Genomic DNA, 26,004 nt, shown 5'->3' with positions numbered 1-26,004 from the left:
TGCTCTAACCCGGCCGCCAGGAAAACAATATGACGATTAATATTGGCACGAACGTTTTTTCCGGCACTGGTCGTTTTTGCCGCATGGCGCTCGTCCTGCTGGCGATGGCCGGTTGCACGAGCAGCAACATAGAAGGTGCAGCGCCCGCCACCGGCCTTGTCGGGGCGAAGGACACCGGTTCCTACCCGAACCTGAACATCCCGCCGCAGGTGGCGGCCGAGCAATTCACCGACGAGGAAAAGAACGCCAAGCTCGCCCAGCTGAAGGCCGAGGAGCAGGGCCAGGCCGCGAAGGGCGGCGGCGTCAAGGTCGCGGACCAGGCTGCGCTGGACCAGCTGGCAAAAAAACACGGCGCCGAGGCGCTGAAGCAGATCGAAGGCAAATGCGACCCCGCTCTCGACCCTAATTGCAAATAAGCTTATACGCGCGACCGCAACCTCACTGTCTGGAACTGCCATGGAAGAATTTCACAAGGTCCGCCGGCTTCCGCCCTATGTCTTCGAACAGGTCAACCGGCTGAAGGCCAGTGCCCGCTCGCGTGGCGCCGACATCATCGACCTTGGCATGGGCAATCCGGACCTGCCGACGCCCAAGGCCATCGTCGACAAACTCTGCGAGGTAGTGCGTGATCCGCGCACGCACCGCTATTCGTCGTCGCGCGGCATTCCGGGCCTGCGCCGTGCCCAAGCCAATTATTATGCCCGCCGTTTCGGCGTGAAGCTCGACCCGGACAGCCAGGTGGTGGCGACGCTCGGCTCGAAGGAGGGTTTTGCCAATATGGCGCAGGCGATCACCGCCCCCGGCGATGTGATCCTGTGCCCCAATCCGACCTATCCGATCCACGCCTTCGGCTTCATCATGTCGGGCGGCGTCATCCGCTCGCTGCAGGCCGAACCGGACGACGGTTTCATCCCGGCACTGGAGCGCGGCATCCGCCATTCGATCCCGAAGCCGCTGGCGCTGATTCTCAATTATCCGTCCAACCCGACGGCACTGGTCGCCTCGCTCGATTTCTACAAGGAGGTGGTGGCTTTCGCCCGGAAGAACGACATCATCATCCTGTCGGACCTTGCCTATTCCGAGATCTATTTCGACGGCAATCCGCCGCCTTCGGTGCTGCAGGTGCCGGGCGCCATCGACGTCGCAGTCGAGTTCACCTCGATGTCGAAGACCTTTTCGATGCCGGGCTGGCGCATGGGTTTTGCCGTCGGCAATGAAAGGCTGATCTCGGCGCTGACGCGGGTGAAATCCTATCTCGACTACGGCGCCTTCACGCCGATCCAGGTGGCGGCCGCGCATGCACTCAACGGCGACGGAGCCGATATCGCCGAAGTGCGCGACGTCTACCGCAAACGCCGCGATGTCATGGTCGACGCCTTCAGCCGTGCCGGCTGGACCATTCCCGCACCGGCGGCGTCGATGTTCGCCTGGGCGCCGATCCCGGAGCCGTTCAAGCACCTCGGCTCGCTCGAATTCTCCAAGCTCCTGATCGAGCACGCCGACGTCGCGGTGGCGCCGGGCGTCGGCTTCGGCGAGCATGGCGACGATCACGTGCGCATCGCGCTGGTCGAAAACGAGCACCGGATCCGTCAGGCAGCGCGCAACATCAAGCGCTTCCTCGCATCCAGCGCCAAGCAGCCGAATAACGTCGTACCGCTCGCCGCGCATCGCTGAGTTTTCTACACATCAATCGACCGAATGGGGCGTCGCCGGACATGGCTGAAGCGTTGCGTGTTGGAATTGCCGGCCTCGGCACCGTCGGTGCGTCGGTGGCTCGCGTGCTGCGCGACAAGGCGGCGGAACTGACGCGGCAGTGCGGCCGCGAGATCGTCGTGTCAGCGGTCTCGGCCCGCGATCCCAAACGCGACCGCGGCGTTGATTTTGGCACAGCACTGTGGTTCGACGACGCCGTCAAGATGGCCCAGACCGCCGAGATCGATGTATTCGTCGAACTGATCGGCGGCGACGAGGGCGCGGCACGATCCTCGGTGAAGGCGGCGCTCGAGGCCGGCCGCCATGTCGTCACCGCCAACAAGGCACTGCTTGCCAAGCACGGCGTGTCACTGGCCGAGATCGCGGAAAAGAGGGGCGTGCTGCTCAACTACGAAGCGGCGGTGGCCGGCGGCATTCCGGTCATCAAGACGATGCGCGAGGCGATGGCCGGCAATTCGGTGACCCGCGTCTTCGGCATCCTCAACGGCACCTGCAATTATATTTTGACGCGCATGGAAGCCGAGGGCCTGTCCTTTGATGCCTGCCTGAAGGACGCCCAGCGGCTGGGCTATGCCGAAGCCGACCCGACCTTCGACATCGAGGGCCACGACACCGCGCACAAGCTGTCGATCCTGACCAGCCTTGCCTTCGGCACGAGGATTGCGGCCAATGACATCTACATGGAGGGCATCTCCAACATCAGCCAGGCCGATATCCGCGCGGCCGGCGATCTCGGCTACCGGATCAAGCTGCTTGGCGTCGCCCAACGCACCGAAAGCGGTATCGAGCAGCGCGTTCACCCGACCATGGTGCCGACGGCCTCGGTCATCGCGCAGGTGCACGGTGTCACCAATGCGGTCGCGATCGAAACCGACATCCTCGGCGAATTGCTGCTTTCCGGCCCCGGTGCCGGCGGCAACGCCACCGCTTCGGCGGTGATCGGCGACATTGCCGACATTGCCAAGAGCCGGCCTGGCTTCCAGCATGGCCCGGTCTTCGGCCGGCCGGCGAAGGAATTGAAGCCCTACAAAAAGGCGCAGATGCGCAGCCATGCCGGCGGTTATTTCATCCGGCTGACCGTGCACGACCGCCTCGGCGTTTTCGCCGCGATCGCCAAACGCATGGCCGACAACGACATTTCGCTGGAATCGATCGTGCAACATGCCGCAGGGCCGGAAACCGAGGCACAGAAGACAGTCATCCTGGTCACCCACGAGACGACCGAGGCGGCGGTGCGCAAGGCCGTCGACGGCATCACCAGGGACAGCCTTCTGACCGACAAGCCGCAAGTCATCCGCATCGAGCGGGCCGGATAGCAGTCTCAAGTTTTGCCTTTAATCGATTGATATTGCTGCGCTTTCAAAAAGGTCCAGCGCAGGTCTTGCTGTTGTCACGAGGCTTTGACACAAGAAGCGCGTCTCTGGCGGGAGGCTAATGCATGTCGCCCAAAAGTGTGCGGCGGTTTTGGGACAACGACATGCATAGAAACAAAGTGCCAACGAGGATTATCCATCGATGAATGTGGCCCAGAACATTGTCGCCGGCCTCGACCGGATACTGACCATGGAATTGGTGCGCGTCACCGAACGCGCCGCGGTCGCGGCCGCCAGATTGCGCGGACGCGGCGACGAGAAAGCCGCCGATCAGGTCGCGGTCGACGCCATGCGCCAGGAGCTTAATCGTCTCGCCATCAACGGCACGGTGGTGATCGGCGAGGGCGAGCGCGACGAGGCGCCGATGCTCTATATCGGCGAGGAGGTCGGTACAGGCAAAGGCCCGGCTGTCGACATCGCGCTCGGTCCGTTCGAAGGCACGACGATCTGCGCCAAGAACCTGCCCAATGCGTTGGCCGTCATCGCCATTGCCGAAAAAGGCAGCCTTCTGTTCGCGCCGGACGTCTATATGGACAAGATCGCCATCGGCCCGGGCTATGCCGATGGCATCATCGACATCGATGCCTCGCCGGCCGAAAATATTGCCAGCCTGGCCAGGGCCAAGGGCGTTCCGGTGGCAGAGATCACCGCCTGTATCCTCGACCGGCCGCGCCATGGCGCCTTGATCGAAGCCGTGCGGGCGACAGGCGCCGCGATCCGGCTGATCGGCGACGGTGATGTCGCCGGCGTCATCCACACCACCGACCCGGACGAAACCGGCATCGACATCTATCTCGGCACCGGCGGTGCGCCGGAGGGCGTGCTGGCGGCGGCGGCCTTGCGCTGCACCGGCGGCCAGATGCAGGGCAGGCTGATCCTTGACACGCCGGAAAAGCTGGCGCGCGCGGCGAAGATGGGGATCTCCAACCCGAAACGGATCTACCACACGCAAGACATGGCACGCGGCGACGTGCTGTTTGCCGCGACCGGCGTCACCGACGGCAATATGCTGGCCGGCGTCAAGTTCGGCCGCAATTTCATCACCACGCACACGATCGTGCTGCGCTCGTCGTCGCGAACCGTGCGCGAAATCAAGGCCAGGCACCAGGATCTGGAAAAGTTTTGATTTCGACTCAGTTAGCCGTTGCATATTGTGCGCAATGACAAATTGCAGACGGCGCGTCACGTGACGGGGGAAAGACGCTTTTTCCTAGATGTCAGGCAGTCGGCCACCGGCGTTTCCTGGGAACACCGACTGACCGAGCGTCAGGACATGGCTGCGCTCGCCATCGCGCAAGGTTATGGCGTGCCCGACATCGTGGCACGCGTGCTGGCCGGGCGCGGCGTCACTGCCGAGCAGACCGAGCGGTTCCTGGATCCGACCATCCGCAACCTGCTGCCCGACCCGGCATCGCTGACCGACATGGACAAGGCGGCCTCTCGCATCGCCCAGGCGGTGACGGCAAGGGAAAAGGTGGCGATCTTTGGCGACTACGATGTCGACGGCGCCGCCTCATCGGCGCTGCTCAAGCGCTTTTTCGCACATTTCTCGGTGCCGTCGGAGATCTACATACCGGACCGCATCTTCGAGGGTTACGGCCCCAATCCGGAAGCGATGCGCGAACTCGTCTCGCGCGGCGCGACGCTGATCGTCACCGTCGATTGCGGCACCAACAGTGCTGCTTCCATCGACGCGGCGAAGGCCGCCGGCGCCGACGTCGTGGTGCTCGATCACCATCAGGTCGGCGGGCCGTTGCCGGCGGCGGCTGCGGTCGTCAATCCTAATCGCGAGGACGATCTTTCCGGGCAAGGCCATCTTTGCGCCGCCGGCGTCGTCTTCCTGTGCCTGGTACAGACGGCGAAGATCCTGCGCAGCCGGCTGCCGGATGCCGCAGCGCCCGACCTGCTTGGCCTGCTCGACCTGGTGGCGCTGGGCACCGTCTGCGACGTGGTGCCGCTCACCGGCATCAACCGGGCCTTCGTGGTCAAGGGGCTACAGGTGGCGCGGCAGCAGAGGAACGAAGGGCTGGCGGCACTGGCGCGGGTCTCGCGTATCGGCGAGCCGATCAGCACTTTCCATCTGGCCTTTCTGATCGGTCCGCGCATCAACGCCGGCGGGCGCATCGGCGACGCAGCACTTGGCAGCCGCCTGCTTGCAACCGACGACCCGGTCGAGGCCCGCACCATCGCCGAGACGCTCGACCGGCTCAACCAGGAGCGGCAGTCGATGGAGCAGGAGATGCTGGCCGCGGCGCGCTCAGAGGCCGACGCCGAGCTTGCCGGCGGCAATGGTCCGGCCATCGTGGTCACAGCCAGCAGCAACTGGCATCCGGGCATTGTCGGCCTGCTTGCCTCGCGGCTCAAGGACCATGCAAGACGGCCGGCTTTTGCCATCGCCTTCAACGCCAATGGCGTCGGTACGGGGTCAGGCCGTTCGGTGTCGGGCTTCGACCTCGGCCGGCTGGTGCGCGAGGCTGTCGATGCCGGGCTGATCGTCAAGGGCGGCGGCCACGGAATGGCGGCAGGCATCACCGTCGAGCGGGCGAAGCTCGGCGCGCTCCGGGCTTTTTTCGAAGAGCGCGCTGCGGTGGATGTGTTCCGGCTGCAAGGCGAGGAGAGCCTGGCGATCGACGGCGCGCTTGCCGCCGAGGGCGCGACGCTTGCGCTGCTCGATGCGCTTGAGCGGGCAGGGCCGTTCGGCGCCGGGCATGTCGCGCCGGTGTTCGCGCTGCCGCGTCACCGGCTGGTTGATGCGCGGGCGGTCGGCACCAACCATATCCGCGCCGACCTGCAGTCGGAAAGCGGCGGCCGCATCCAGGCGATCGCCTTTCGCGCCGTCGATACTGCGCTTGGCGAATTCCTGTTCAAGAACAGGGGCAAACCGGTGCACGTCGCCGGCTCATTGTCGGGCAATCACTGGAACGGCAACCGCACGGTGCAGTTTCGTATCGTCGACGCGGCGCTTGCCTGAGAGCTCGCTGACCGCTCGGCCTAAGCGAGGACGGTCTGCAGCCGGGTCAGTTCGCCGATTTGCGCCATCGTTGCCTGGTAGCCGATACGGATCGCTTCGTCGGCGCGGTGGAATTCGGTCAGGCCGATATGGCTGAGCTTCGGCTGCAGCGACATGTCCGGCGGGTCGCCGGCCAGCCTGGCGCGCGAAATGCGGTCCTGGATGATGTTGAAGGCTTCGACCATGACGCCGGTGATGCCGAGCCGCGTCTCGCGCGACTGACGTTCGGGATCGGCGTGGCCACCCCTTGGCGCGTCTCTCTCGACGATCAGCTCGCCTGCGCTGTGCTTGATCACCGCGGCGCGGCCGAACAGATCGTAGTGAAGGTTCACCGCAACCACGAGCGGCTGCTCGTAGGCACGGCAGACCGAGACCGGCACCGGATTGACCAGTGCGCCGTCGACCAGCACGCGCCCATTGCAGGCGACCGGCTCGAACACGCCGGGCAGCGCGTAGGAGGCGCGCATGGCGGTACTCAACGAGCCGCTCGACAGCCAGATTTCATGGCCGGTGCGGATTTCGGCAGCGACGCAGACGAACGGTTTTGGCAGGTCCTCGAAGCGGATGCCGGCTATGTGCTCGCGCAGCCGTGCGTCGAGCTTCATGCCACCGAACAGGCCGCTGCCGCGTAGATTGAGGTCGAGAAGGCCAAAAATGCGCCGCCTGGTCAGGCTGCGCGCGAATTCTTCCAGCTCGTCAAGTTTGCCGGCAACATAGCAGCCGCCGACCAGCGCGCCGATCGAGGTGCCGGCGATCATCGACACTTCGATGCCGGCTTCGTCAAGCGCGCGCAGCACGCCGATATGCGCCCAGCCGCGCGCGCAGCCGCCGCCCAATGCCAGCGAGATCCCTGTTTTACCTGGAGATTTGGTTTCGGATGCGCCTGCGGCCGAGGAGAGGCCATTGGCCTCCCGAACGTCAGGTCTGTTGCGCAATGACGCCCAGTCGAGCATCACAATCTCCCTTGTCCCACGGTCATCCTACAGGCGGGCCGTATCGAAATCATGAATATACGTGGCTGAAGTGCTGCGAATGGTTCATACTGATGGTGTTTTGGGCTTTCGATACGTTTTTTCCGCATCGAACAGCGGCTTGCTGCCGTCGTTGGCAAGCGTCCCTTTGCCATCGCTCAGCCCCACCGTCCGATAAAAGCATGAACGTCGGCCGGTGTGACAAGTTGCTTCGTGACCCAGCACTTTGACGCGCAACCATATCGCGTCCTGGTCACAATCTGTGAGCATCTCGACGACCTGCTGGACATTGCCCGAGGTTTCGCCCTTCTTCCACAGCGCGTTGCGCGAACGCGACCAGTAGTGCGCGATGCCGGTCTCGAGTGTCAGCGCCAGCGCCTCGGCATTCATATGCGCGACCATCAGCAGCATGCCGTTTTCGGCATCGGTGACGACGACAGTGACGAGGCCGCCGGCATCGAAGCGCGGTGAAAGGACGGTGCCTTCCTCAAGCGCCTTCTTGTCTGAGGGAGCTTTCGGGAATTCCAATGCCGACATTCGCCGGTCCTTATTTAGCGAAGGTGGCGCGGGTCTGATCAGTTCCGCCGCCGCGCACCATGGTGACGAAGCGGACCTGCTCTTCTGGGGTATCCTTGAAGACGCCGGTGAAGGTCGAGGTCAGCGTGGTGGAGCCCTGTTTGCGGATGCCGCGCATGGCCATGCACATATGCTCGGCCTCGAGCATGACGGCGACGCCGCGCGGATTGAGCACGTCCTGGATGACGCCGGCAATCTGCGCAGTCATCGCTTCCTGGGTCTGCAGGCGGTGGGCAAAGATGTCGACGACGCGCGCGATCTTGGACAGGCCGACAACCTTGCCGTCAGGCAGATAGCCGACATGCGCCTTGCCGATGATCGGCACCATGTGATGCTCGCAATGCGAGTGGAACGTGATGTCCTTGACTATGACGAGGTCGTCATAGCCGGCGACTTCCTCGAAGGTGCGGCCAAGCTCCTCGGCCGGGCACATATCGTAGCCGTTGAACATTTCGCGGAACGCCTTGGTGACGCGCTTCGGCGTGTCGATCAGGCCCTCGCGCTCAGGATTGTCGCCGGTCCAGCGCAACAAGGTGCGCACCGCGGCTTCGACTTCGGCCTCACTCGGCCGGTCGGTGACCGGCTTTTCCATATAGGCCGACTGCGGCATGAGTTTCTTGATAACGGCGTCCATAAAGGCGTCTCCCGTAGTTCCTCTCTCAGGAGGAACGAGTTGAACGGACCACGACCTTTCGGGTGTTAGAAACTCGCCCGGTTTCCAGCCCGTAAGTGGCGTGAACAGATTTGGGCAGGACGAGACTTGCGGTCGCCTTGTCGATACCCGACTACGACCATTATATATGTTCGTGCCGAGCGAAAGGAAGACGCCAGAGCGGCAATCGCTGTTCGCTGGGCGGCGACGGATTGGAAAAATATGATCGACGATGTCTACAATGCGAAAATTCTGGGTTTTGCCGGAAATATCGCACGGATCGGTCGGCTCGACCGGCCCGACGCAACCGCACGAGCACATTCCAAGCTGTGCGGCTCGACAGTGACCGTCGATCTGAAGATGGATGACGGCGTCGTCAGCGATTTCGCGCATGACGTGAAGGCCTGTGCGCTTGGCCAGGCGTCGTCTTCGATCATGGCGCAGCATGTCGTCGGCGCCAGCGCGGAAGAACTGCGCAGCGTGCGCGAGACGATGCTAAAAATGCTGAAGGAAAATGGCCCGCCGCCCGAAGGCCGCTTCGCCGACCTGAAATACCTGGAACCGGTGCGCGACTACAAGGCGCGCCACGCCTCGACCATGCTGACCTTCGACGCGGTGGTCGATGCGATCGGCCAGATCGAGAAGAAGCGGGCGGAACAGGCGGCCTAAACCTCGGCAAGAAAACGCCGGCTTTCGGCGAATTCCGCCCGGACCCAGTCGGCAAAAGCCCTGGCAGGCTCGGAAAGGTCATTCAGTCTTCTGGCCACCAGCCAATAGGCGCCGGACGCAACGTCGATGTCGAAAGGCTTGACCAGCGCGCCGGACGCAAGTTCTTCGCCGATCTGCAAAAGATCGCCCAGTGCGACACCATGTCCAAGCAAGGCTGCCTGTTTCGAAAGCGAGGCATCCGCCAGCATCGGTCCACGCGCAGGCACGGCTTCAGGGGTCACGCCGGCCGCTTCGAACCAGCGCGTCCAAGCCTGACGGTTTTCTTCGTGCAGCAATGTATAGCGACCAAGGTCGATCGGTTTTTCCAGAGCTGGCCCGGACGCAAGAAGCGCCGGCGACAGAACCGGTGAATCGACGACCGAGGCAAGCTGTTCGGCTTCGCTGCGTGGCCATGAAGTGGCGTGTGCACTGAAGCGTAGAGCAAGTTCAGGCTGATCGCTGCGGAACTCTATCAACCTCGGGTCGACCTCAAGGGAAACGTCGATATCGGGTCGCAACTGGCGAAATCGGTTGAGCCGCGGCACCAGCCATACGGATGCAAGCGACGGCTCGACGCTGACACGGACCACGGACTGCGTCGGGGCCGCCGTCAATTCCGAAAGCAGCCTGTCGATGCCCCCGAAACTTCTGACCAACTGGTCGAGCAGCCGCCGGCCGGTGTCGGTCAATTCGACGCGGCGATGATGGCGGAAGAACAAAGGTTGGCGCAGGAATGTTTCGAGCTCGCGGATCTGGCGGCTGATCGCCGCCTGCGAAACATAAAGCTCCTCGGCCGCACGGCTGAAGCTCAGGTGACGACCGGCTGCTTCGAAGCTTCTAAGAGCCGTCAGGGGGAGGCGTCCGCGCTTCATTCGCATAACTCAGAGTTATCTGACGTCGACGTTATACTCGTTTGAAGAGCAAGGCCAGCGGCGCTCTAATCGGTGCTCAAAGGAGTGCTGCCATGATCCAGTTTCTCAACATCCTGAGCGATGTCGTGCGGATCGCGACATTTCAATGGCATGACGAGAAACCGCATGGCGACTGGTGCGAGGGGAGGCCGCCGACCAGCGTCGCCGCATGTCGGAAGCCGACGCCCGACCGGTACCCGGTTCGCCGTTCGAGGCAGTGACGGGATTGCCGGAACGGCATTGCGTTCCCGGCCCGATGCGCACATCTATCCTGAAGGGAAACGCGACGCGGAGACTGTGGTGGTCGGCCAACATCGGCATGCGCACGGCGCCAGGCCGATTCGACAAGGACGCAACTGGCCCGGCCCGTGGCGCAAGAGGCCGGGCCGCGTCTTCGGCACGTCGCTCGTCCGGCTCTACCAGTTGACGCTGTCCGGCTTTGTGGGCAATTCCTGCCGGCATCTGCCGACCTGTTCCGAATACGCGCACGAAGCGATCGCCCGGCATGGACTATGGGCCGGCGGCTGGATGGGATTCTTTCGCGTGCTGCGCTGCGGGCCGTTAGGGACGCATGGCATCGACCGCGTGCCCGAAACCCTGGCTGAGCGCTATGTCTGGTTTGCGCCGTGGCGGTACTGGCGGATCGGGAAAAAACGTGGCGACCTAGACAGTTGACCGCAACTGTTCGTTACACAACCGCACCGCTGTTTACGATCTGGTAGGGTTAACCGCAGCTTGCGCGGACATAGCGCATTTAAGACAAAATCGAGACAAGACGCCTCGCTAAGCCGCTCCTGATACCCTTCAGGAGAGATTGCCAAATGCGCCGGATAGATCGTCTTCCCTTCGTTTTCGCCGTGGTTCTCTATGTCCTGGCGTGGCTGTTGGGCTTTCCGATCCGTGCGCAATCGGCCCCGCTCGGGGACGTCGAATGCACGCTGATCGTCGACGCCGCGAGCGGCGAGACGCTGTACCGGCAAGGGGTTTGCGATCAGCGCGTCAGCCCCGCCTCGACATTCAAGATTCCGCTGGCGCTGATCGGCTATGACGCCGGAATCCTGGGCGACGAGCATACACCGAATTGGGAGTACAAAGCGGAGTTCAACGCGCCGAAACGGGACCGCAAGACCGTCGACCCGACGATCTGGGAAAGGGATTCGGTCCTTTGGTTCTCACGCGAGATCACGCGCCGGCTCGGCAGCAAACAGTTTGTCGGCTATGTGTCCAGATTGGACTATGGCAACACCGACGTCTCCGGCAATTCCGGCAAGAATGACGGCCTCACCCATTCCTGGGTGAATTCTTCGCTCGAGATATCGCCGGTCGAGCAGGTCGATTTCCTGCGCAAGCTGCTGGCGCGGAATCTGCCGGTCTCGGACAAGGCCCATGCGATGACCAATGCGATTGTCCCGACCTTCCGGGCGGGCGGCTGGACGGTGCAGGGCAAGACCGGGACGACCAGGCTTGGCGACGATGCCGACAAGCGCTCGCTTGGCTGGTTTGTTGGCTGGGCGCAGAAGGATGCTCGCAAGATCGTCTTTGCCCGCCTCGTAGTCGATACGAAACGTTCCGACACGCCGAAGGGGCTCAAGACGCGGGCGATGTTCCTGAAAGAGCTGTCGAATCTCCTCGGGTGACCTAAATCCGGCTTTACGGCGCCGAAAACTGCCCATAAAAGACCGCTCGCCGCCGGACGCATCCGGCTCTTACTTGATGTAAGTCGCAACCCCAAAATCGCTACGCAGTTTTGGGCGGCGTGCATTTTACCACCCGCGCTCGTTTGCGGGACTGGATAGGAGAATTTAATGCTGAATTCCGTTTCCCTGACATTTCCCGATGGCTCCGTCCGCGACTACGACGCGGCGATGACCGGCGCCGGCCTGGCGGAATCGATCTCGAAGTCGCTGGCCAAGAAGGCCGTTGCCTACAGCATCGACGGCACGTTGCGCGACCTTTCCGACCCGATCGGCAAATCAGGCAAGCTCGAAATCATCACCCGCGAGGATCCGCGTGCGCTGGAGCTCATCCGCCATGATGCCGCGCACGTGCTGGCCGAAGCCGTGCAGGAACTTTGGCCGGGAACGCAGGTGACCATCGGGCCGGTGATCGAGAACGGATTCTACTACGACTTCGCCCGCAACGAGCCGTTCACGCCCGACGATTTCCCGGTGATCGAGAAGAAGATGCGCGAGATCATTGCGCGCAACAAGCCGTTCACCAAAGAGGTGTGGTCGCGTGAAAAGGCGAAAAGGATCTTTGCCGACAAGGGCGAGCGCTACAAGCTCGAGCTGATCGACGCCATCGCCGAGGATCAGGATCTCAAGATCTATGCGCAGGGCGACTGGTTCGACCTTTGCCGCGGTCCGCACATGGCCTCGACCGGCCAGATCGGCAACGCCTTCAAGCTGATGAAGGTCGCCGGCGCCTATTGGCGCGGCGATAGCAACAACCCGATGCTGACGCGCATCTACGGCACGGCCTGGGCCGACCAGGCGCAGCTCGAAGCCTATCAGACGATGCTGGAGGAAGCCGAGAAGCGCGACCACAGGAAGCTCGGCCGTGAGATGGACCTGTTCCATTTCCAGGAGGAGGGCCCCGGGGTCGTGTTCTGGCACGCCAAGGGCTGGAGGATGTTCCAGAACCTGGTCAATTACATGCGCCGCCGCCTGGACGAGCAGGGCTACCAGGAGGTCAACGCGCCGCAGGTGCTCGACAAGAGCCTGTGGGAGACCTCAGGCCACTGGGGCTGGTACCGGGACAACATGTTCAAGGTGACGGTCGCCGGCGACGACACCGACGACGACCGGGTGTTTGCGCTGAAGCCGATGAACTGCCCCGGCCACGTCCAAATCTTCAAACACGGGCTGAAGTCCTACCGCGATCTGCCGGTAAAACTTGCGGAATTCGGCAATGTGCATCGCTATGAGCCGTCCGGCGCACTGCACGGGCTGATGCGGGTGCGCGGCTTTACCCAGGACGATGCCCACATCTTCTGCACCGAGGAACAGCTCGCCGACGAGTGCATCAAGATCAACGACCTGATCCTGTCGACCTATGCCGATTTCGGCTTCGACGAAATCACGGTCAAGCTGGCGACCCGCCCCGAAAAACGGGTCGGCACCGACGCGATGTGGGATCACGCCGAGGGCGTGCTGCAGGACGTGCTCGACAAGATCGCGGCGCGGTCGGGCAACCGGATCAAGACGGGCGTAAATCCGGGCGAGGGCACGTTCTACGGGCCGAAGTTCGAATATGTGCTGAAGGACGCCATCGGCCGCGACTGGCAATGCGGCACCACGCAGGTCGACTTCAACCTGCCGGAACGGTTCGGCGCCTTCTACATCGGCTCCGATTCGGAAAAGAAGCAGCCGGTGATGGTGCATCGCGCCATCTGCGGTTCGATGGAGCGTTTTCTCGGCATCCTGATCGAGAATTATTCCGGCCATTTCCCGCTCTGGTTCGCGCCGCTGCAGGTGGTGGTGGCGACGATCACTTCCGATGCCGACGATTACGCGCGAAAAGTCGTTGCGCAGCTGAAGGCGGCCGGGCTGATCGCCGAAACCGACCTGCGCAACGAGAAGATCAACTACAAGGTCCGCGAGCACAGCCTTGCCAAGGTGCCGGTCATCGTCGTTTGCGGCAAGCGTGAGGCTGAGGAAGAAACGGTCAATGTCCGCCGTCTCGGGTCGCGCGACCAGGAATCGCTTGGCCTCGCGGCCGCCGTGAAACTGCTTTCCGACGAGGCGGTGACACCCGACCGCAAGCGCCGCGCGGCCTGAGCCGGCCAATCAGCAACGAAATGGCGGTGGATCGCTCCACCGCCATTTTCATATGCTTGTCACGCCAATTGTGTAGCGAGCCCCATGCTCAAGCTGAAGATGCGCGAAAGACCGTTTCCCGAGCTCTCCTATGCCGGTCCGCATCAGCCGGCGCTGACGCGCTGGTTCATCCACTCGGTCGAAGGCCTGTCGGGACGTGATCGCTTCGCCGCACTCTATGATTTCTGGCGCCGGCAAGTGGTGCCGAACGGCGAGCGCGTGTTCGGCCGCATGCTGGAGCTGATCGACGTCCGGGTGCGGACCGCCGGTCAATGGCCGCCGGCAAACCTGCCCGACACGCCGCTGGTGATTGTTGCCAACCATCCGTTCGGCATCGGCGACGGTGTTGCCGTGCTGTCGCTGGCGGAGCAGCTCGGCCGACCGTTCCGCGTCATGATCCACAGGGATCTGCTCAAGATCCGCGAGATGGAGCCCTATTCGCTGCCGATCGACTTTTCCGAGACCAAGGACGCGCTGAAGAACAACATGGCGGTCCGCCATGAAGCGGTGCGGCTGCTCAAGGAGGGCGTCACCATCGTCGTCTTTCCGGCGGGAGGTGTCGCCACCGCGCCGAAGGGGTTTGGCCGGGCACGCGATCTGCCGTGGAAGGTGTTTCCGGCCCGTCTCGTTCAGGACGCAAAGGCGTCGGTCATCCCATTGCATTTTTCGGGCCAGAACGGCCGGCTGTTCCATCTGGTCAGCGGACCGATGAACATGGCCGAACGCGACGGGCGTGTGGCGAAATTCGTCGGCAAGGCCTCGCTGACACTGCGCACATCGCTGCTCATCCGTGAATTTGCGCGGCTCTCCGGCAAATCGATCGACGTGCGCGTCGGCGACGTGCTGGGGTGGGACGAACTGGAGCCGCTGCGAGACCGCAAGGCCTTGCTCGACCGCCTTCAGCGCGGCGTCTTCGATCTGGCGCCGGCCGAGACGACTGGCCGCGTGCCGTTGCTGGCGCGACGCATGCGCAAAGCAGCCTAGAGGGGGCGCGGCTTAGTCGGCGCCTTCCTCGGAATCGATGGCCGAAGCTTCGGTTGCCAGGACTTCGATGTCCTGATTGTGTCCGGCCACCACCGTAAAATCCTTCTGGTAGATGCGGTCGCGGTTTTTGGCGATGATGGTGTAGTCGCCCTCGGCCAGCACCATCGAGGCAAAGGCGCCGACGGTCTCCTTGATCGGGTCGCCGGACTCGTTCAGCAGCGACCAGGAGGTGTCGGCGATCGCCTCGCCGCCCGGCTCGCGCACCAGCTTCATGGTCATCTCGGCGGCACGATGCTCGACCGTCGCTTCGGTCAGCTTGCCGGCCTCGACGCGGATGTCGGAGCGGATGACCGCGTTCACAGCGCCATAGGTCGAAACAACGTGGTAGGTGCCGGCATTGAGCCGCACGACGCTGTTCGGCTCGACATCGGGTATGATCAGCGCGCGATCGCCATCGGCCGCGGCGTGGCTCTCATAAATCGAGAAGCGCAGCTTCTTCGGCGGTATGCGCACCCCTCCCGACAGCACGGCATCAAGCTTGAGGCCGCCGGCATCGAGCACGAGGCTCTCACGCTTGGCTTCCTTGCCGACGGTGATGCGCTTGGTGGCGCCGGCCCGCCCGTAGGAGGCATGGACCAGATAGGAACCCGGCTCGAGCTGGAATACGGCGGTGCCGCCATGAGCGGAGGCGACCATCGGCAGCTTGCCGTCGCTGGCCGATTCGGGCTTGAAGACGCGCCAGACGATGCCGCGCGTGATGTCGGCACCCTTGTCGGTCAATTGCGCCGACAGCGTGATCGCCCCGCTGCTGCCCAATGCCAGCGATGTCTCGCTTTTCGGAGGCGCATAGCCCGAAATTCCGGGAAGTTTCAGATCACTGAGGCCGTCTACATTCTGGGCGGCGGCAAGCGAAACCGGCACCATCAACAGTGCGGCAGCGAGCCATATCAGGAAAAGACGCAATGTCCCCTCAAACATGCCTTGCGTTGAAGCCCAATGCGGTGGCAATTTCAAGGCTTAAGAGTCCGGTCGGCTTCCTGCTAGAGGGCTCTTTGTCCGGCGCGTCGCGCCAATGCCCCGAGCCGCCCGATATCCCGATGGCGCGCTTCAGCTCAAATTCCAGGAGACTTGCGCCCATGGCGTCGCCGATCATCGATTTTCTGCTGACCCGAAATTCCGCGCCGATCCCGGATTTGAAAGAGCCGGCACCGGGCGATGCGGAGATCGCGACCATGATCGCCGCCGCCTCGCGGGTGCCGGATCATGGCCGGCTGGAGCCCTGGCGTTTCATCCTCTATCGCGGCGAGGCTCGCGTCGAGATCGGCAAGGAGTTGGCAGCACTTGCCGAACAGCGCGAAGGGCCGTTGCCGGAAGGCCGCCGCAACCAGGAATTGGCACGCTTTTCGCGGGCGCCTCTGGTCATCGGCGTGATCTCGATCCCCAGGGAAAATCCAAAGATCCCGCAATGGGAGATGTTCTTGTCCGGCGGCATGGCTGCGATGAACCTGCTGCTTGCCGCCAATGCGCTGGGCTACGGTACCAACATGATCAGCAACTGGTATTCCGACGTGCCAGAGGGCAGGGCGATCCTCGGTCTGGCGCCGCATGAGCGGGTCGTCGGTTTTGTCCATATCGGCTCCTATCAGGGGCCAGCGCCGGAGCGGCCACGGCCCGATCCGGCAAAGCTCTACGCCGACTATTCGGGGCCGTGGGTGGGATAATTTTCGACCCGGAACCAGACCCTAAGCGTCAAGCCCCGCTGCCCTGGCTCGCGCCAGGAGCCGCTCGGCGAGCTTGAGATGCGGCCGGTCGTACATCTTGCCGTCGATGCCGACGACGCCGGGGTTTCCCGCCGCCTTGAATGCCTCGACGATCGCCAGCGAATTTTTCACCGCTTGCGCCGAAGGCGTGAAGGCGGCGTTGATGACCGGCACCTGCGCCGGATGGATCGCCATCTTGCCGGTGAAGCCGTCGCTCTCGGCCTCGGCGCATTCGGCCTCGAAGCCGGCCATGTCGCGAAAATCCGGAAAGACGGTGTCGATCGCCGCGACTTCCGCGGCATTCGCCGCAAGCAGGGTCATGGTGCGGGCGAAGCGGAATACATCCGTGTAGCGGCCATTCGCGTCGCGCGTCGAGCGCGCGCCGATTGCCGCCGACAGATCTTCCGCGCCCCAGGTGACGCCGACAAGCCGCGCGCTTGCCTTGGCGTAGGTCACGGCGGCCAGAACGCCGGCGGCCGTTTCTGTGATGATCGGCAGGATCTTTATCGCGCCGTCCGGCAGGCCGCTTTCAGCTTCGTGCACCCTGAGCTTGGCCGAGAGATGCTGGACATCCAGTCCGCTGTTCGACTTAGGCAGCATGATGCCGTCGGGCTTCACTGGCACGAGCGCCGCCAGATCGTCGTCGGTCAGTCCGGTCGAAAGGTCATTGACGCGCACATAGATCGCGGAGTTGGTTCGGTGCCTGTGCCCGGCGAGGAAACGCGCCGCTGTGTCGCGCGCCAGCCCCTTGTTTTGCGAGGCAATCGAGTCCTCGAGATCGACGATGACCATGTCGGCGCCCGCGCCAAAGCCCTTCTCCAGCTTCTTTTCCGAATCGCCGGGAACGAAGAGCAGGGAACGCATCGGCTATGCCTTTTTCATCATCATGGCTTGCCTCGTGCATCTGGCAACCAGCACGTCGTTCTGGTTATAAGCGCGGTGCTCGAACTCGACGATACCGCGGTCCTGTTTCGACCTGGAATCGCGCACCGAAACCACCGTGGTCTCGACGCGAATCGTGTCGCCATGGAAGACGGGGTGCGGAAACACCGTCTCCTTCATGCCGAGATTAGCGATGGTGGTGCCGACGGTGATGTCGTTGACCGAGATGCCGATCATCAGGCCAAGCGTGAACAGCGAATTGACCAGGGGCTTGCCCCATTCGCTCTTGGCGGCGAAGTCGAAATCGATGTGCAGCGGTTGCGGGTTCAGCGTCATCACCGAAAACAGCATGTTGTCGCTTTCGGTCACGGTCTTGCGCAGCGTGTGCTTGAACACATGGCCGACAACGAACTCCTCAAGGTAAAGGCCGGCCATGGTCTGTCTCCTCCACTGCTTAAGGGTTGATAGGCGTTGCATACCGGGCTCGCAAGCCAGTTAACGAACATGGTGAACCGTTCGTAAACCATTTGTGCCTACGGTCTCGACAAGCGCCAGAAGCGTTCTGGCAAAGGGCGTAAGCAGGCGACATGGTCGTTTCGCATTTCCTGAAATGGATCCACACGGCAAAGGTGTCGGAGCGTGCTGCGGCGGCAAGCGCGCTGGCTCGCGCCTATATCGACTCGGACCTGCCTTTCGAGGACCGCTGCGCTGCCGAGGCGGCGCTGACGTTGCTGCTCGATGACGCATCGTCGAAGGTGCGGCTGGCGATCGCCGACGCGCTTTCCATGAGCCATCATGCGCCGCCGCAGATCGTCAGCGCGCTGGCTTCGGACCAGCCCGAGGTGGCCGCTTTGGTACTGGCGCGCTCGCCGCTGCTTACCGATTCCGACCTGATTGATCGGGTTGCCGGCGGCCAGAAAGCGACGCAGAAGGTGATCGCCGACCGGCCGCGCGTCTCGATGTCGGTTGCGGCAGCGATCGCCGAGGTCGGTGAGCCGGAAGCCTGCACCACGCTGCTCGCCAATAGCGGCGCCGACATCGCATCCGTCAGCTTTCGCCGCATGGCCGAGCGTCACGGCCATCTGCCTCTGGTGCGCGAGGCGCTGATCGCCGACATCCGGCTGCCCGCCGACTGCCGGCATATGCTGCTGGTCAAGCTAGGGGAGATGCTCAAGGGGTCGCCATTGGTGCTGGCGCTGATGGGCGCCGCCAGGGCCGAGCGCATCACGCGCGATGCTTGCGTCAAGGCTTCGGTGACACTGATCGAAGGCACGCGGGCAGAGGAACATACCGCACTTGTCGAACATCTGCGCCTGCGCGGCGACCTGACTGCAAGCTTCGTCATCCGCACCATCGCGCACGGCAAGGTCGACTTCTTTGGTTCGGCGCTGGTCGCGCTCAGCCAGCAGCCCGAGCAACGGGTGAGGGCACTGCTGGCCAGCGGGCATGACATAGCGTTGCAGGCACTGTTCCGCAGCGCCGGGCTTGCCGCTGCCACCCACGCCATCATCCTGCGCGCGCTGAAGGTCTGGCGTGAGGTCGCCAATGGCAAACGCCTCGCCGGCGTCCAGGAAGTCAGTTGGCTGATGCTGAAGGAATTGGGCGGACAGTCCGCCGAAGGCGATCTCGCCGGGCTGGTCAGATCGATCCATCTCGACGCGCTGCGCGAGAACGCACGCGGGCACGCGCTGGCGATCGCGGCTGCCTAAAGCAATTCCAGGAAAAGTGTGAAACGGTTTTCCGACTTGCGTCAAAATAAAAAACTGAGCGGTTCGGCGTTTCCGTGAAACGCGGAACCGTTCCAGGCCTCATCCTTCGCGAAAAATCCGGAAAAGTCTTGCGCACAGTGACAGCCGCCGTCCGCGGCTCGCCTAGCAGAAGACGCTCAGATATCCAGCACTTCCGTCTCGGCGAATTCCGCGCGTTCCTGGATGAAGCGGAAGCGGGCCTCGGGCTTGGTGCCCATAAGTGCGTCGACCGCATCCTTGGTCGCCGCCTCGGCGTCGATGACGTCCACCCTGAGCAGCGTGCGCTTCTTCGGGTCCATGGTGGTTTCCTTGAGCTGGGCGGCCATCATTTCGCCCAGCCCCTTGAAGCGGCCGATTTCGACCTTGCCGCGCCCGGTGAATTCGGTGCGCAGGAGTTCGTCCTTGTGCGCATCGTTGCGGGCATAGGCGACCTTGCCGCCTTGCCGGATCGAATAAAGCGGCGGCACCGCCAGATAGAGATGGCCGCCGCGGACCAGGCTTGGCATCTCCTGGTAGAAAAAGGTGATCAGCAGCGAGGCGATATGGGCGCCGTCGACGTCGGCATCGGTCATGATAATGACCCGGTCGTAACGCAGGTCCTCGTCGCGGTATCTCGAGCGCGTGCCGCAGCCCAAGGCCTGGATCAGGTCGGATATCTGCTGGTTGCCGGCCAGCTTGTCGTTACCGGCGCTGGCGACGTTGAGGATCTTGCCGCGGAGCGGCAGCACCGCCTGACTGGCGCGGTCGCGCGCCTGCTTTGCCGAACCGCCGGCCGAATCGCCCTCGACGATGAAGAGCTCGGCGCCGGCCGCTGCATTCTGCGTGCAATCGGCGAGCTTGCCGGGCAGGCGCAGCTTGCGCACGGCGCTCTTGCGCGACACTTCCTTTTCCTGGCGGCGGCGCACCCGCTCGTCGGCACGCGCGATCACCCATTCGAGCAGTTTCGAAGCTTCCTGCGGATTGTCGGCCAGCCAATGGTCGAACGGGTCGCGGATGGCGCTTTCGACGATGCGGATCGCCTCGATCGTCGCCAGCCTGTCCTTGGTCTGGCCGACGAATTCCGGTTCGCGGATGAACACCGACAGCATGCCCGCCGCCGAGATCATCACATCCTCGGATGTGACGATCGAAGCGCGCTTGTTGCCGACCAGATCGGCATAAGCGCGCAAGCCGCGCGTCAGAACGTTGCGGAAGCCGGCCTCGTGCGTGCCGCCTTCAGCTGTCGGAATGGTGTTGCAATAGGAATTTATAAAACCGTCGCCGCCGAACCAGGTCACCGCCCATTCGAGCGAGCCGTGACCGCCCTGCTTCTCACTCTTGCCGGCGAACATTTCACGGGTCACCTGGAATTCGTCGCCGAGCGAGGCTTTCAGATAGTCCTTGAGGCCGCCCGGAAAATGGAATTCTGCCTTGGCCGGCGTCGTGTCCTTTTCCTTGATCAGCGAGGGATCGCAGGTCCAGCGGATTTCGACACCGCCGAACAGATAGGCTTTTGACCGCGCCATGCGGTAGAGCCGCGCCGGCTCGAACGCAGCACCCTTGCCGAAAATCTGCTCGTCTGGATGGAAGCGGATCTTCGTGCCGCGCCGGTTGTGCACCTCGCCGAGCTGCTCCAGGCCGGTCACCGGAACGCCTCGCGAGAAGCGCTGGCGATAGAGCTTGCGCCCAATCGCAACCTCGACCTCGAGATGGTCGGACAGCGCGTTGACCACGGAAACGCCGACACCGTGCAGGCCTCCCGAGGTCTCGTAGACCTTGCTGTCGAACTTGCCGCCTGAATGCAGCGTGGTCATGATGAGTTCGAGCGCCGGCTTCTTGAATTTCGGGTGCGGATCGACCGGAATGCCGCGGCCGTTGTCGGTTATAGACAGGTATCCGTCGGCGGAAAGCTCGACATCGATGAAGGTAGCATGGCCGGCGACCGCCTCGTCCATCGAATTGTCGATGACCTCGGCGAACAGATGGTGCATCGCCTTGTCGTCGGTGCCGCCAATGTACATGCCCGGGCGGCGGCGCACCGGCTCCAGCCCCTCCAGCACCTCGATATCGGCGGCACTATAGCTCTCGCTGGCATCGCGGGGCGCCGGCCGCTTCGCCGCCTGCACCAGCGGGTCGGCCGGGCGCGCGGCGCGAGCCGGTTGCGGCTGCTTGCCCAAATTGCCGAAAAGATCGTTATTGTCTTCCATGCCGGTCCTGGATTCCGATGCTGCGAATCACCACCCGATACTGCCACGCTTTTTGCGGGCAGGCGACGGAGGTTCCTGTTACGTTCGAGGATAGAGCCTCTTACTGCAAAACCATTCGACAACCAAGCGGCGGAAATGGGGTCGAAGCTTGGAGCATCGACGCTTTGTAAACCTTGTCCGAAGGTTACGCCGCAAGGTTGGCTGAAAAACGATATCCGCGGACTGTCGCTGACCTAGGATGCAGCGAAACCCTCAAGAGGCTGTCGCTTAAGCATGTTGGATTACAGTTCGCTCCTGCTCGCAGCGGCGCTGTCGGGCACGTGCCTCAGCATCACCATGTTTGCGATCTGGTTCACCGCGCCACAGGCACGCTTTGTGCTGACGGTGGCGTGCGGCATTCTTGTGCTCGTCGCACATGTGGTCTTGTTTTGGCATTACACAAGAGATCCAAGCCCCTGGCTTTGCCAGATCGTGCTTGCTCTTCTCAGCCTCGGCTTCCTGATTATCTGCCTGTCGGCCATGCAATATCTCAGCATGCGCGACTATAGGCGCGCCATCTTGCCGACCTTGGCTGCGATGGCTGTTTGCGCGGGCGCGACGTATCTCGGGTTTGATGGTGTCGGCTTCATTGTCACCTATGCGACGGTAACGGCGCTACTCTCGCTTATCGGGGCGATGTTCTGGATTGAGGGTGGTCATGATCGCCGGATATTGCTGGTCGTATCGTTCCTGAGCGGCGTCTGTGCGCTGTCGTTCGGACTTTGCGGCGCGGTCCTGCTGGTCAAGGGCCAGTGGGTGCTCGGCGTAGCACCGGACAATTGGGCCGAGCGGGTGAATTCCGTCGTAGCCGTCGCCTGCATGACCGGGCTTGGCGCATTAACGCTCTCCCTGCACCATTTGCAGGCGCAGATCGAATTGAAGGCCGAGACGATGACCGATCCATTGACCGGGCTGATGAACCGGCGGGCGTTAACGGCACTCTACGGCGAGCGGGTCTTCGGTCCGTTTATGTCCGTCGCCATGTTCGACCTCGACCATTTCAAAAGGACGAACGACGTATTCGGTCATCCGGTCGGCGACCAGGTCCTGCGCCGCTTTGCCGCCGTCATTAGGAAATACGCCAGAACCGGCGTCGACGCCTTCCGGCTGGGCGGCGAGGAATTCGTGCTCGTCATGTCGCGGATGACGGAAGAAAAAGCCTATGACATTGCGAGCAAGATCAGCGTCGCCTTCGGTACGGAAGTCGTGGCCACCCAGCTTGGTCCGTTGCGAAGCACAGTCAGCGGCGGCATCGGCTTTGGTGGGACGAGCGGCACCGGTCTCGATGATGTGCTGGCCGAAGCCGACGCCGCGCTCTATGCGGCAAAGCGCGCCGGGCGAAATCGCGTCATCGCCCGGGACAGGGCGAGCAAGGCCGACGGGCCGGCCTTGCGTTCTGCCTGATTGAGGCTTCTATCTTCTTGTTCGACCATGATCTTGTCCGAAAACCGGATTCCATTCTTCGGGATCATGGTCTACTCCGCCGCACCCAGATATTCCGACAGCGGCGGGCAGGAGCAGACCAGGTTGCGGTCGCCAGCGACGTTGTCGATGCGTGACACCGGTGGCCAGTATTTTGCCGCCGTATCGGCATCGCCGGCGGGGTAGGCCGCTTCCAGGCGCGAATAGGGATGGGTCCACTGGCCGGCCAACGCCTCGGCGGCGGTATGTGGCGCATTGACCAGAGGATTGTCGGCCAAGGGCCATTCGCCCTTCGCCACCTTGGCTGCCTCGCCGGCTATGGCGATCATGGCTTCGCAGAAACGATCCAGCTCGCGCTTGGGCTCGGATTCGGTCGGCTCGACCATCAGCGTGCCGGCCACCGGGAACGACATGGTCGGCGCGTGGAAGCCATAGTCGATCAGCCGCTTGGCGATATCGTCGACGCTGATGCCGGCGCTGTCCTTGAGCACGCGGGTGTCGAGGATGCATTCATGCGCAACGCGTCCGTTGCGCCCCTTGTAAAGCAGGGGGAAATGCTCGCCAAGCCGCGTCGCCACGTAGTTGGCGGAGATGATCGCCGTCTCGGTCGCCTGCTTCAGGCCGGAAGCGCCCATCATGCGGATATACATCCAGGTGATCGGCAGGATCGAGGCGCTGCCGAACGGTGCCGCCGCCACGGCATGGGCCGAGCCTTCGGTGACGTGGCCGGGCAGGTATGGCTTCAGATGCGCCTTGACGCCGATCGGGCCGACGCCGGGGCCGCCGCCGCCATGTGGAATGCAGAAGGTCTTGTGCAGGTTCATGTGGCAGACATCGGCACCGATATCGCCGGGACGGGCGAGGCCGACCAGAGCGTTGAGATTGGCGCCGTCGAAATAGACCTGGCCGCCATGGCTGTGGACGAGCGCACAGAGGTCGCGCGCGCCTTCCTCGAAAACACCATGCGTCGAAGGATAGGTGAACATCAGCGCCGCGAGGTCTTTTGCATGCTCGGCCGCCTTGGTCTGCAAGTCTTCCATGTCGATATTGCCGTCCTCGGTGCAGCGCACGACGACGACACTCATGCCGGCCATGGCCGCACTTGCCGGATTGGTGCCATGCGCCGAGGACGGGATCAGGCAGACGGTGCGATGGCCTTCGCCACGCGACAAATGATAGCCGCGAATGGCGAGCAGCCCTGCATATTCGCCCTGGCTGCCGGCATTGGGCTGCAGGGTCACCGCGTCGAAGCCGGTGATCTCCGCCAGCCAGCCTTCCAGCTCGTCGATCATGGCGCGATAGCCTACCGAATGGCTCGCCGGGGCAAAGGGATGCAGGTTGGCGACATCGGGCCAGCTTACCGGCATCATTTCGGCGGCGGCGTTGAGCTTCATGGTGCAGGAGCCGAGCGGGATCATGGCGCGGTCGAGCGCCAGGTCCTTGTCGGACAGCCGGCGCAAGAAGCGCATCATGTCGGTTTCCGAGTGGTTTTCGCGGAAGACGGGCTGGGTGAGGAACTCCTTGCCGCGCGGTTTTCCTGGCATGGAACTGCCGGCGGCAACGCCGGCCTTGGCGCCGAAAAGTGCTGCGATCGCCTCCAGATCGGCCTCGGTGGAGGTCTCGTCAAAGCTGATGCCGACATGGTCGGCGTCGATGACACGCAGCAGCCGGCCGGTCTTCTCGGCGGCGGCGGCAAGTGCGGCGGCTCTGCCCTTCACTTCCACGGTCACCGTGTCGAAGCGGCTTCCGCCGAGCACCGAAACGCCTGCTGCCTTGAGGCCGGCAGCCAGGCGGTTGGCCAGCGTGTGGACGCGGCCGGCAATCGCCTGCAGCCCGGCAGGGCCATGCCAGATCGCATAGGCCGTCGCTATGTTGGCGAGCAGCGCCTGTGCGGTGCAGATGTTGGAGGTCGCCTTGTCGCGGCGGATATGCTGCTCGCGTGTCTGCAAGGCCAGGCGATATCCGGGACGGCCCTTGCTGTCCGTCGACTGGCCAACGAGCCGGCCGGGCATCAGCCGCGTCAGCCTGTCGGACACGGCGCAATAGGCGGCGTGCGGCCCGCCAAAGCCCATCGGCACGCCAAAACGCTGCATCGGGCCGACGGCGATGTCGGCGCCAAGCCTGGCTGGCGCGTCGGTCAGCGTCAGGCCCAACGGATCGGCAATGAAGACGACCAGCGCGCCGGCAGCGCGGGCCTTGTCGATCGCTGCCTTGTGATTGCCATAGACGCCGAATGTATCGGGCCAGGAGACCAGCAGGGCGGCGGTGTTGTCGTCGATCACCTCGCCGTCGACCTCGATGCCGAGCGGTTCGGCGCGGGTGCGAACGACGTCCAGCGTCTGCGGGTGCGGCGTGCCGGCCAGTGCCACCTTGGTGCGCTTGTCGCGATGATGGCGCAGCGCAATGCCGACCGCTTCGGCCACCGCCGTCGCCTCGTCGAGCAGCGAGGCCGACGCCACCGGCAAGCCGGTCAGCTCGGTGACCAGCGTCTGGAAGTTGAACAGCATTTCCAGCCGGCCCTGGCTGATCTCGGCTTGGTAAGGCGTGTAAGCCGTATACCAGGCCGGGTTCTCGAACAGGTTGCGCTGGATCACCGGCGGCACGTGGACGCCATGATAGCCGCTACCGATGAAGCTCTTCAGCACCGTGTTCTTTGCCATCGTCGCCGCGAGCTCGGTCAGCGCTTCCGCTTCGCTTGCAGCGGCGGGCAAGGCCAATGGACGGTCGAGCCGGATCGACTTCGGCACTGCCTGGCTGATCAGCGTCTCGACCGAGGGAACGCCGATCGTGGCCAGCATGGCTCTGACGTCTTGGAGGCCCGGGCCGATATGGCGAGCCGAGAAGGGGTAGGGTGCTGCGGTCATCTTGCTGGTCCTGCTATCAACCAATATGGGCTTTGTAAGCGGCTTCATCGAGGAGGCCGTCGAGCTGGCTCTCATTGGCCAGCTTCATCTTCCACAGCCAGCCGTCGCCGGTTGCCGCCGAATTGACGAGCGAAGGATCGGCCGACAGCGCGGTGTTGGCTTCGGTGATCTCGCCGTCGACTGGTGCGTAGACGTCCGATGCCGCCTTGACCGATTCGACCACCACGGCCGTATCGCCCTTGGCCAGCTTTTTCCCTGGCTCAGGCAGTTCGACGAAGACGAGGTCACCGAGCTGCTGCTGCGCGTAATCGGTGATGCCGACGGTGGCGATGCCGCCCTCGACGCGAAGCCATTCGTGATCTTCGGTGAAATAGGTCTTTGCCATTG

General features: G+C 63.3%; 25 protein-coding genes. 14 read left to right on the top strand and 11 right to left on the bottom strand.

Translation table 11 applies throughout. The features are described from left to right. Window positions 1-83: 83 nt before the first annotated feature. From NKH71_RS21645 to recJ, 5 genes are all read left to right on the top strand, one after another. Window positions 84-416, top strand: coding sequence for a hypothetical protein (locus NKH71_RS21645; RefSeq protein WP_352482154.1), 333 nt, complete (start codon window positions 84-86; stop codon window positions 414-416). A 40-nt stretch (window positions 417-456) separates the two neighbouring features. Further along, the gene (locus NKH71_RS21640; RefSeq protein ID WP_352466981.1) at window positions 457-1,674 is read left to right on the top strand and encodes an LL-diaminopimelate aminotransferase; all 1,218 of its coding nucleotides are present in this window, start codon (window positions 457-459) and stop codon (window positions 1,672-1,674) included. A gap of 41 nt (window positions 1,675-1,715) precedes the next feature. Continuing rightward, window positions 1,716-3,029, top strand: coding sequence for a homoserine dehydrogenase (locus tag NKH71_RS21635; RefSeq protein WP_352482155.1), 1,314 nt, complete (start codon window positions 1,716-1,718; stop codon window positions 3,027-3,029). Window positions 3,030-3,228: 199 nt separating this feature from the next. After that, window positions 3,229-4,212 (top strand): class II fructose-bisphosphatase, encoded by a 984-nt coding sequence (gene glpX / locus NKH71_RS21630; protein ID WP_352895325.1) that lies wholly within the window; start codon window positions 3,229-3,231, stop codon window positions 4,210-4,212. A gap of 60 nt (window positions 4,213-4,272) precedes the next feature. Then, the gene (recJ, locus tag NKH71_RS21625) at window positions 4,273-6,057 is read left to right on the top strand and encodes a single-stranded-DNA-specific exonuclease RecJ (protein WP_352790513.1); all 1,785 of its coding nucleotides are present in this window, start codon (window positions 4,273-4,275) and stop codon (window positions 6,055-6,057) included. Window positions 6,058-6,077: 20 nt separating this feature from the next. Here recJ and NKH71_RS21620 read toward each other — a convergent pair whose 3' ends face one another. The 3 genes from NKH71_RS21620 to folE all read right to left on the bottom strand — a co-directional run bounded on the left by NKH71_RS21620 (window position 6,078) and on the right by folE (window position 8,277). After that, window positions 6,078-7,049 carry a patatin family protein gene (locus tag NKH71_RS21620; protein WP_352482159.1) on the bottom strand — a complete coding sequence of 324 codons (972 nt, stop codon included), beginning with the start codon at window positions 7,047-7,049 and terminating at the stop codon, window positions 6,078-6,080. An 84-nt stretch (window positions 7,050-7,133) separates the two neighbouring features. Beyond that, window positions 7,134-7,604 carry a phosphoribosyl-AMP cyclohydrolase gene (gene hisI, locus NKH71_RS21615; protein WP_352482161.1) on the bottom strand — a complete coding sequence of 157 codons (471 nt, stop codon included), beginning with the start codon at window positions 7,602-7,604 and terminating at the stop codon, window positions 7,134-7,136. Window positions 7,605-7,614: 10 nt separating this feature from the next. Then, window positions 7,615-8,277: a GTP cyclohydrolase I FolE gene (folE, locus tag NKH71_RS21610; RefSeq protein ID WP_352790511.1), complete on the bottom strand. Its 663-nt coding sequence runs from the start codon at window positions 8,275-8,277 to the stop codon at window positions 7,615-7,617. Window positions 8,278-8,517: 240 nt separating this feature from the next. Here folE and NKH71_RS21605 point away from each other — a divergent pair, with 240 nt between their 5' ends. Further along, window positions 8,518-8,964 carry an iron-sulfur cluster assembly scaffold protein gene (locus NKH71_RS21605; protein ID WP_023720146.1) on the top strand — a complete coding sequence of 149 codons (447 nt, stop codon included), beginning with the start codon at window positions 8,518-8,520 and terminating at the stop codon, window positions 8,962-8,964. Here the strand turns inward: NKH71_RS21605 and NKH71_RS21600 are convergent. Continuing rightward, on the bottom strand, window positions 8,961-9,875 hold the full coding sequence (locus NKH71_RS21600) for a LysR substrate-binding domain-containing protein (protein WP_023720145.1): 915 nt from the start codon (window positions 9,873-9,875) through the stop codon (window positions 8,961-8,963). The two genes, NKH71_RS21605 and NKH71_RS21600, sit on opposite strands and share 4 nt — an antisense overlap. A 92-nt stretch (window positions 9,876-9,967) precedes the next feature. On the opposite strand from NKH71_RS21600, the gene NKH71_RS21595 reads away from it, so the two are divergent. The 5 genes from NKH71_RS21595 to NKH71_RS21575 all read left to right on the top strand — a co-directional run bounded on the left by NKH71_RS21595 (window position 9,968) and on the right by NKH71_RS21575 (window position 14,716). Beyond that, the gene (locus NKH71_RS21595; RefSeq protein WP_352482166.1) at window positions 9,968-10,135 is read left to right on the top strand and encodes a hypothetical protein; all 168 of its coding nucleotides are present in this window, start codon (window positions 9,968-9,970) and stop codon (window positions 10,133-10,135) included. 79 nt (window positions 10,136-10,214) lie between these two features. Then, window positions 10,215-10,589 carry a membrane protein insertion efficiency factor YidD gene (yidD, locus tag NKH71_RS21590; RefSeq protein ID WP_352895330.1) on the top strand — a complete coding sequence of 125 codons (375 nt, stop codon included), beginning with the start codon at window positions 10,215-10,217 and terminating at the stop codon, window positions 10,587-10,589. 146 nt (window positions 10,590-10,735) lie between these two features. Next, window positions 10,736-11,551: a class D beta-lactamase gene (blaOXA, locus tag NKH71_RS21585; protein WP_352895324.1), complete on the top strand. Its 816-nt coding sequence runs from the start codon at window positions 10,736-10,738 to the stop codon at window positions 11,549-11,551. Between the two features lie 168 nt (window positions 11,552-11,719). Beyond that, a complete protein-coding gene (gene thrS / locus NKH71_RS21580; protein WP_023720142.1) occupies window positions 11,720-13,693 on the top strand; it encodes a threonine--tRNA ligase in 1,974 nt (657 codons plus the stop codon). A gap of 84 nt (window positions 13,694-13,777) precedes the next feature. Further along, window positions 13,778-14,716, top strand: a complete 939-nt coding sequence (locus NKH71_RS21575; protein WP_352895323.1) for a lysophospholipid acyltransferase family protein — start codon at window positions 13,778-13,780, stop codon at window positions 14,714-14,716. Between the two features lie 12 nt (window positions 14,717-14,728). On the opposite strand, the gene NKH71_RS21570 is transcribed toward NKH71_RS21575, so the two are convergent. After that, the gene (locus NKH71_RS21570) at window positions 14,729-15,694 is read right to left on the bottom strand and encodes an RgsD C-terminal domain-containing protein (protein ID WP_023720140.1); all 966 of its coding nucleotides are present in this window, start codon (window positions 15,692-15,694) and stop codon (window positions 14,729-14,731) included. Then, a complete protein-coding gene (locus NKH71_RS21565; RefSeq protein WP_352495373.1) occupies window positions 15,687-15,869 on the bottom strand; it encodes a hypothetical protein in 183 nt (60 codons plus the stop codon). The genes NKH71_RS21570 and NKH71_RS21565 overlap by 8 nt, the downstream gene beginning before the upstream one ends. Between NKH71_RS21565 and NKH71_RS21560 the strand changes: the two genes are divergently transcribed. Beyond that, entirely contained in the window at window positions 15,853-16,437 is a 585-nt protein-coding gene (locus NKH71_RS21560; RefSeq protein WP_352495372.1) for a nitroreductase family protein, read from the top strand. The genes NKH71_RS21565 and NKH71_RS21560 overlap by 17 nt on opposite strands. 21 nt (window positions 16,438-16,458) lie before the next feature. Here NKH71_RS21560 and NKH71_RS21555 read toward each other — a convergent pair whose 3' ends face one another. After that, window positions 16,459-17,340, bottom strand: a complete 882-nt coding sequence (locus tag NKH71_RS21555; protein ID WP_352855410.1) for an HpcH/HpaI aldolase/citrate lyase family protein — start codon at window positions 17,338-17,340, stop codon at window positions 16,459-16,461. Between the two features lie 3 nt (window positions 17,341-17,343). Further along, complete coding sequence (locus tag NKH71_RS21550) at window positions 17,344-17,793, bottom strand: MaoC family dehydratase (protein ID WP_352482171.1); 450 nt, start codon at window positions 17,791-17,793, stop codon at window positions 17,344-17,346. Between the two features lie 152 nt (window positions 17,794-17,945). Here NKH71_RS21550 and NKH71_RS21545 point away from each other — a divergent pair, with 152 nt between their 5' ends. Next, entirely contained in the window at window positions 17,946-19,067 is a 1,122-nt protein-coding gene (locus tag NKH71_RS21545) for a DUF2336 domain-containing protein (protein ID WP_352895322.1), read from the top strand. Between the two features lie 176 nt (window positions 19,068-19,243). On the opposite strand, the gene parE is transcribed toward NKH71_RS21545, so the two are convergent. Then, entirely contained in the window at window positions 19,244-21,292 is a 2,049-nt protein-coding gene (gene parE / locus NKH71_RS21540) for a DNA topoisomerase IV subunit B (protein WP_352895321.1), read from the bottom strand. 273 nt (window positions 21,293-21,565) lie between these two features. Here parE and NKH71_RS21535 point away from each other — a divergent pair, with 273 nt between their 5' ends. Next, on the top strand, window positions 21,566-22,735 hold the full coding sequence (locus NKH71_RS21535) for a GGDEF domain-containing protein (RefSeq protein ID WP_023720133.1): 1,170 nt from the start codon (window positions 21,566-21,568) through the stop codon (window positions 22,733-22,735). Window positions 22,736-22,806: 71 nt separating this feature from the next. Here NKH71_RS21535 and gcvP read toward each other — a convergent pair whose 3' ends face one another. Next, a complete protein-coding gene (gene gcvP / locus NKH71_RS21530) occupies window positions 22,807-25,617 on the bottom strand; it encodes an aminomethyl-transferring glycine dehydrogenase (RefSeq protein ID WP_352895320.1) in 2,811 nt (936 codons plus the stop codon). 16 nt (window positions 25,618-25,633) lie between these two features. Then, complete coding sequence (gene gcvH / locus NKH71_RS21525; RefSeq protein WP_352482176.1) at window positions 25,634-26,002, bottom strand: glycine cleavage system protein GcvH; 369 nt, start codon at window positions 26,000-26,002, stop codon at window positions 25,634-25,636. Between the last annotated feature and the right edge of the window lie 2 nt (window positions 26,003-26,004).

Origin of the sequence: Mesorhizobium sp. M0983, assembly GCF_040318975.1 — a bacterium.
GTDB lineage: Bacteria > Pseudomonadota > Alphaproteobacteria > Rhizobiales > Rhizobiaceae > Mesorhizobium.
Note: the sequence above shows the minus strand (reverse complement) of the source record. Positions and strands in the feature narration are given on the sequence as shown.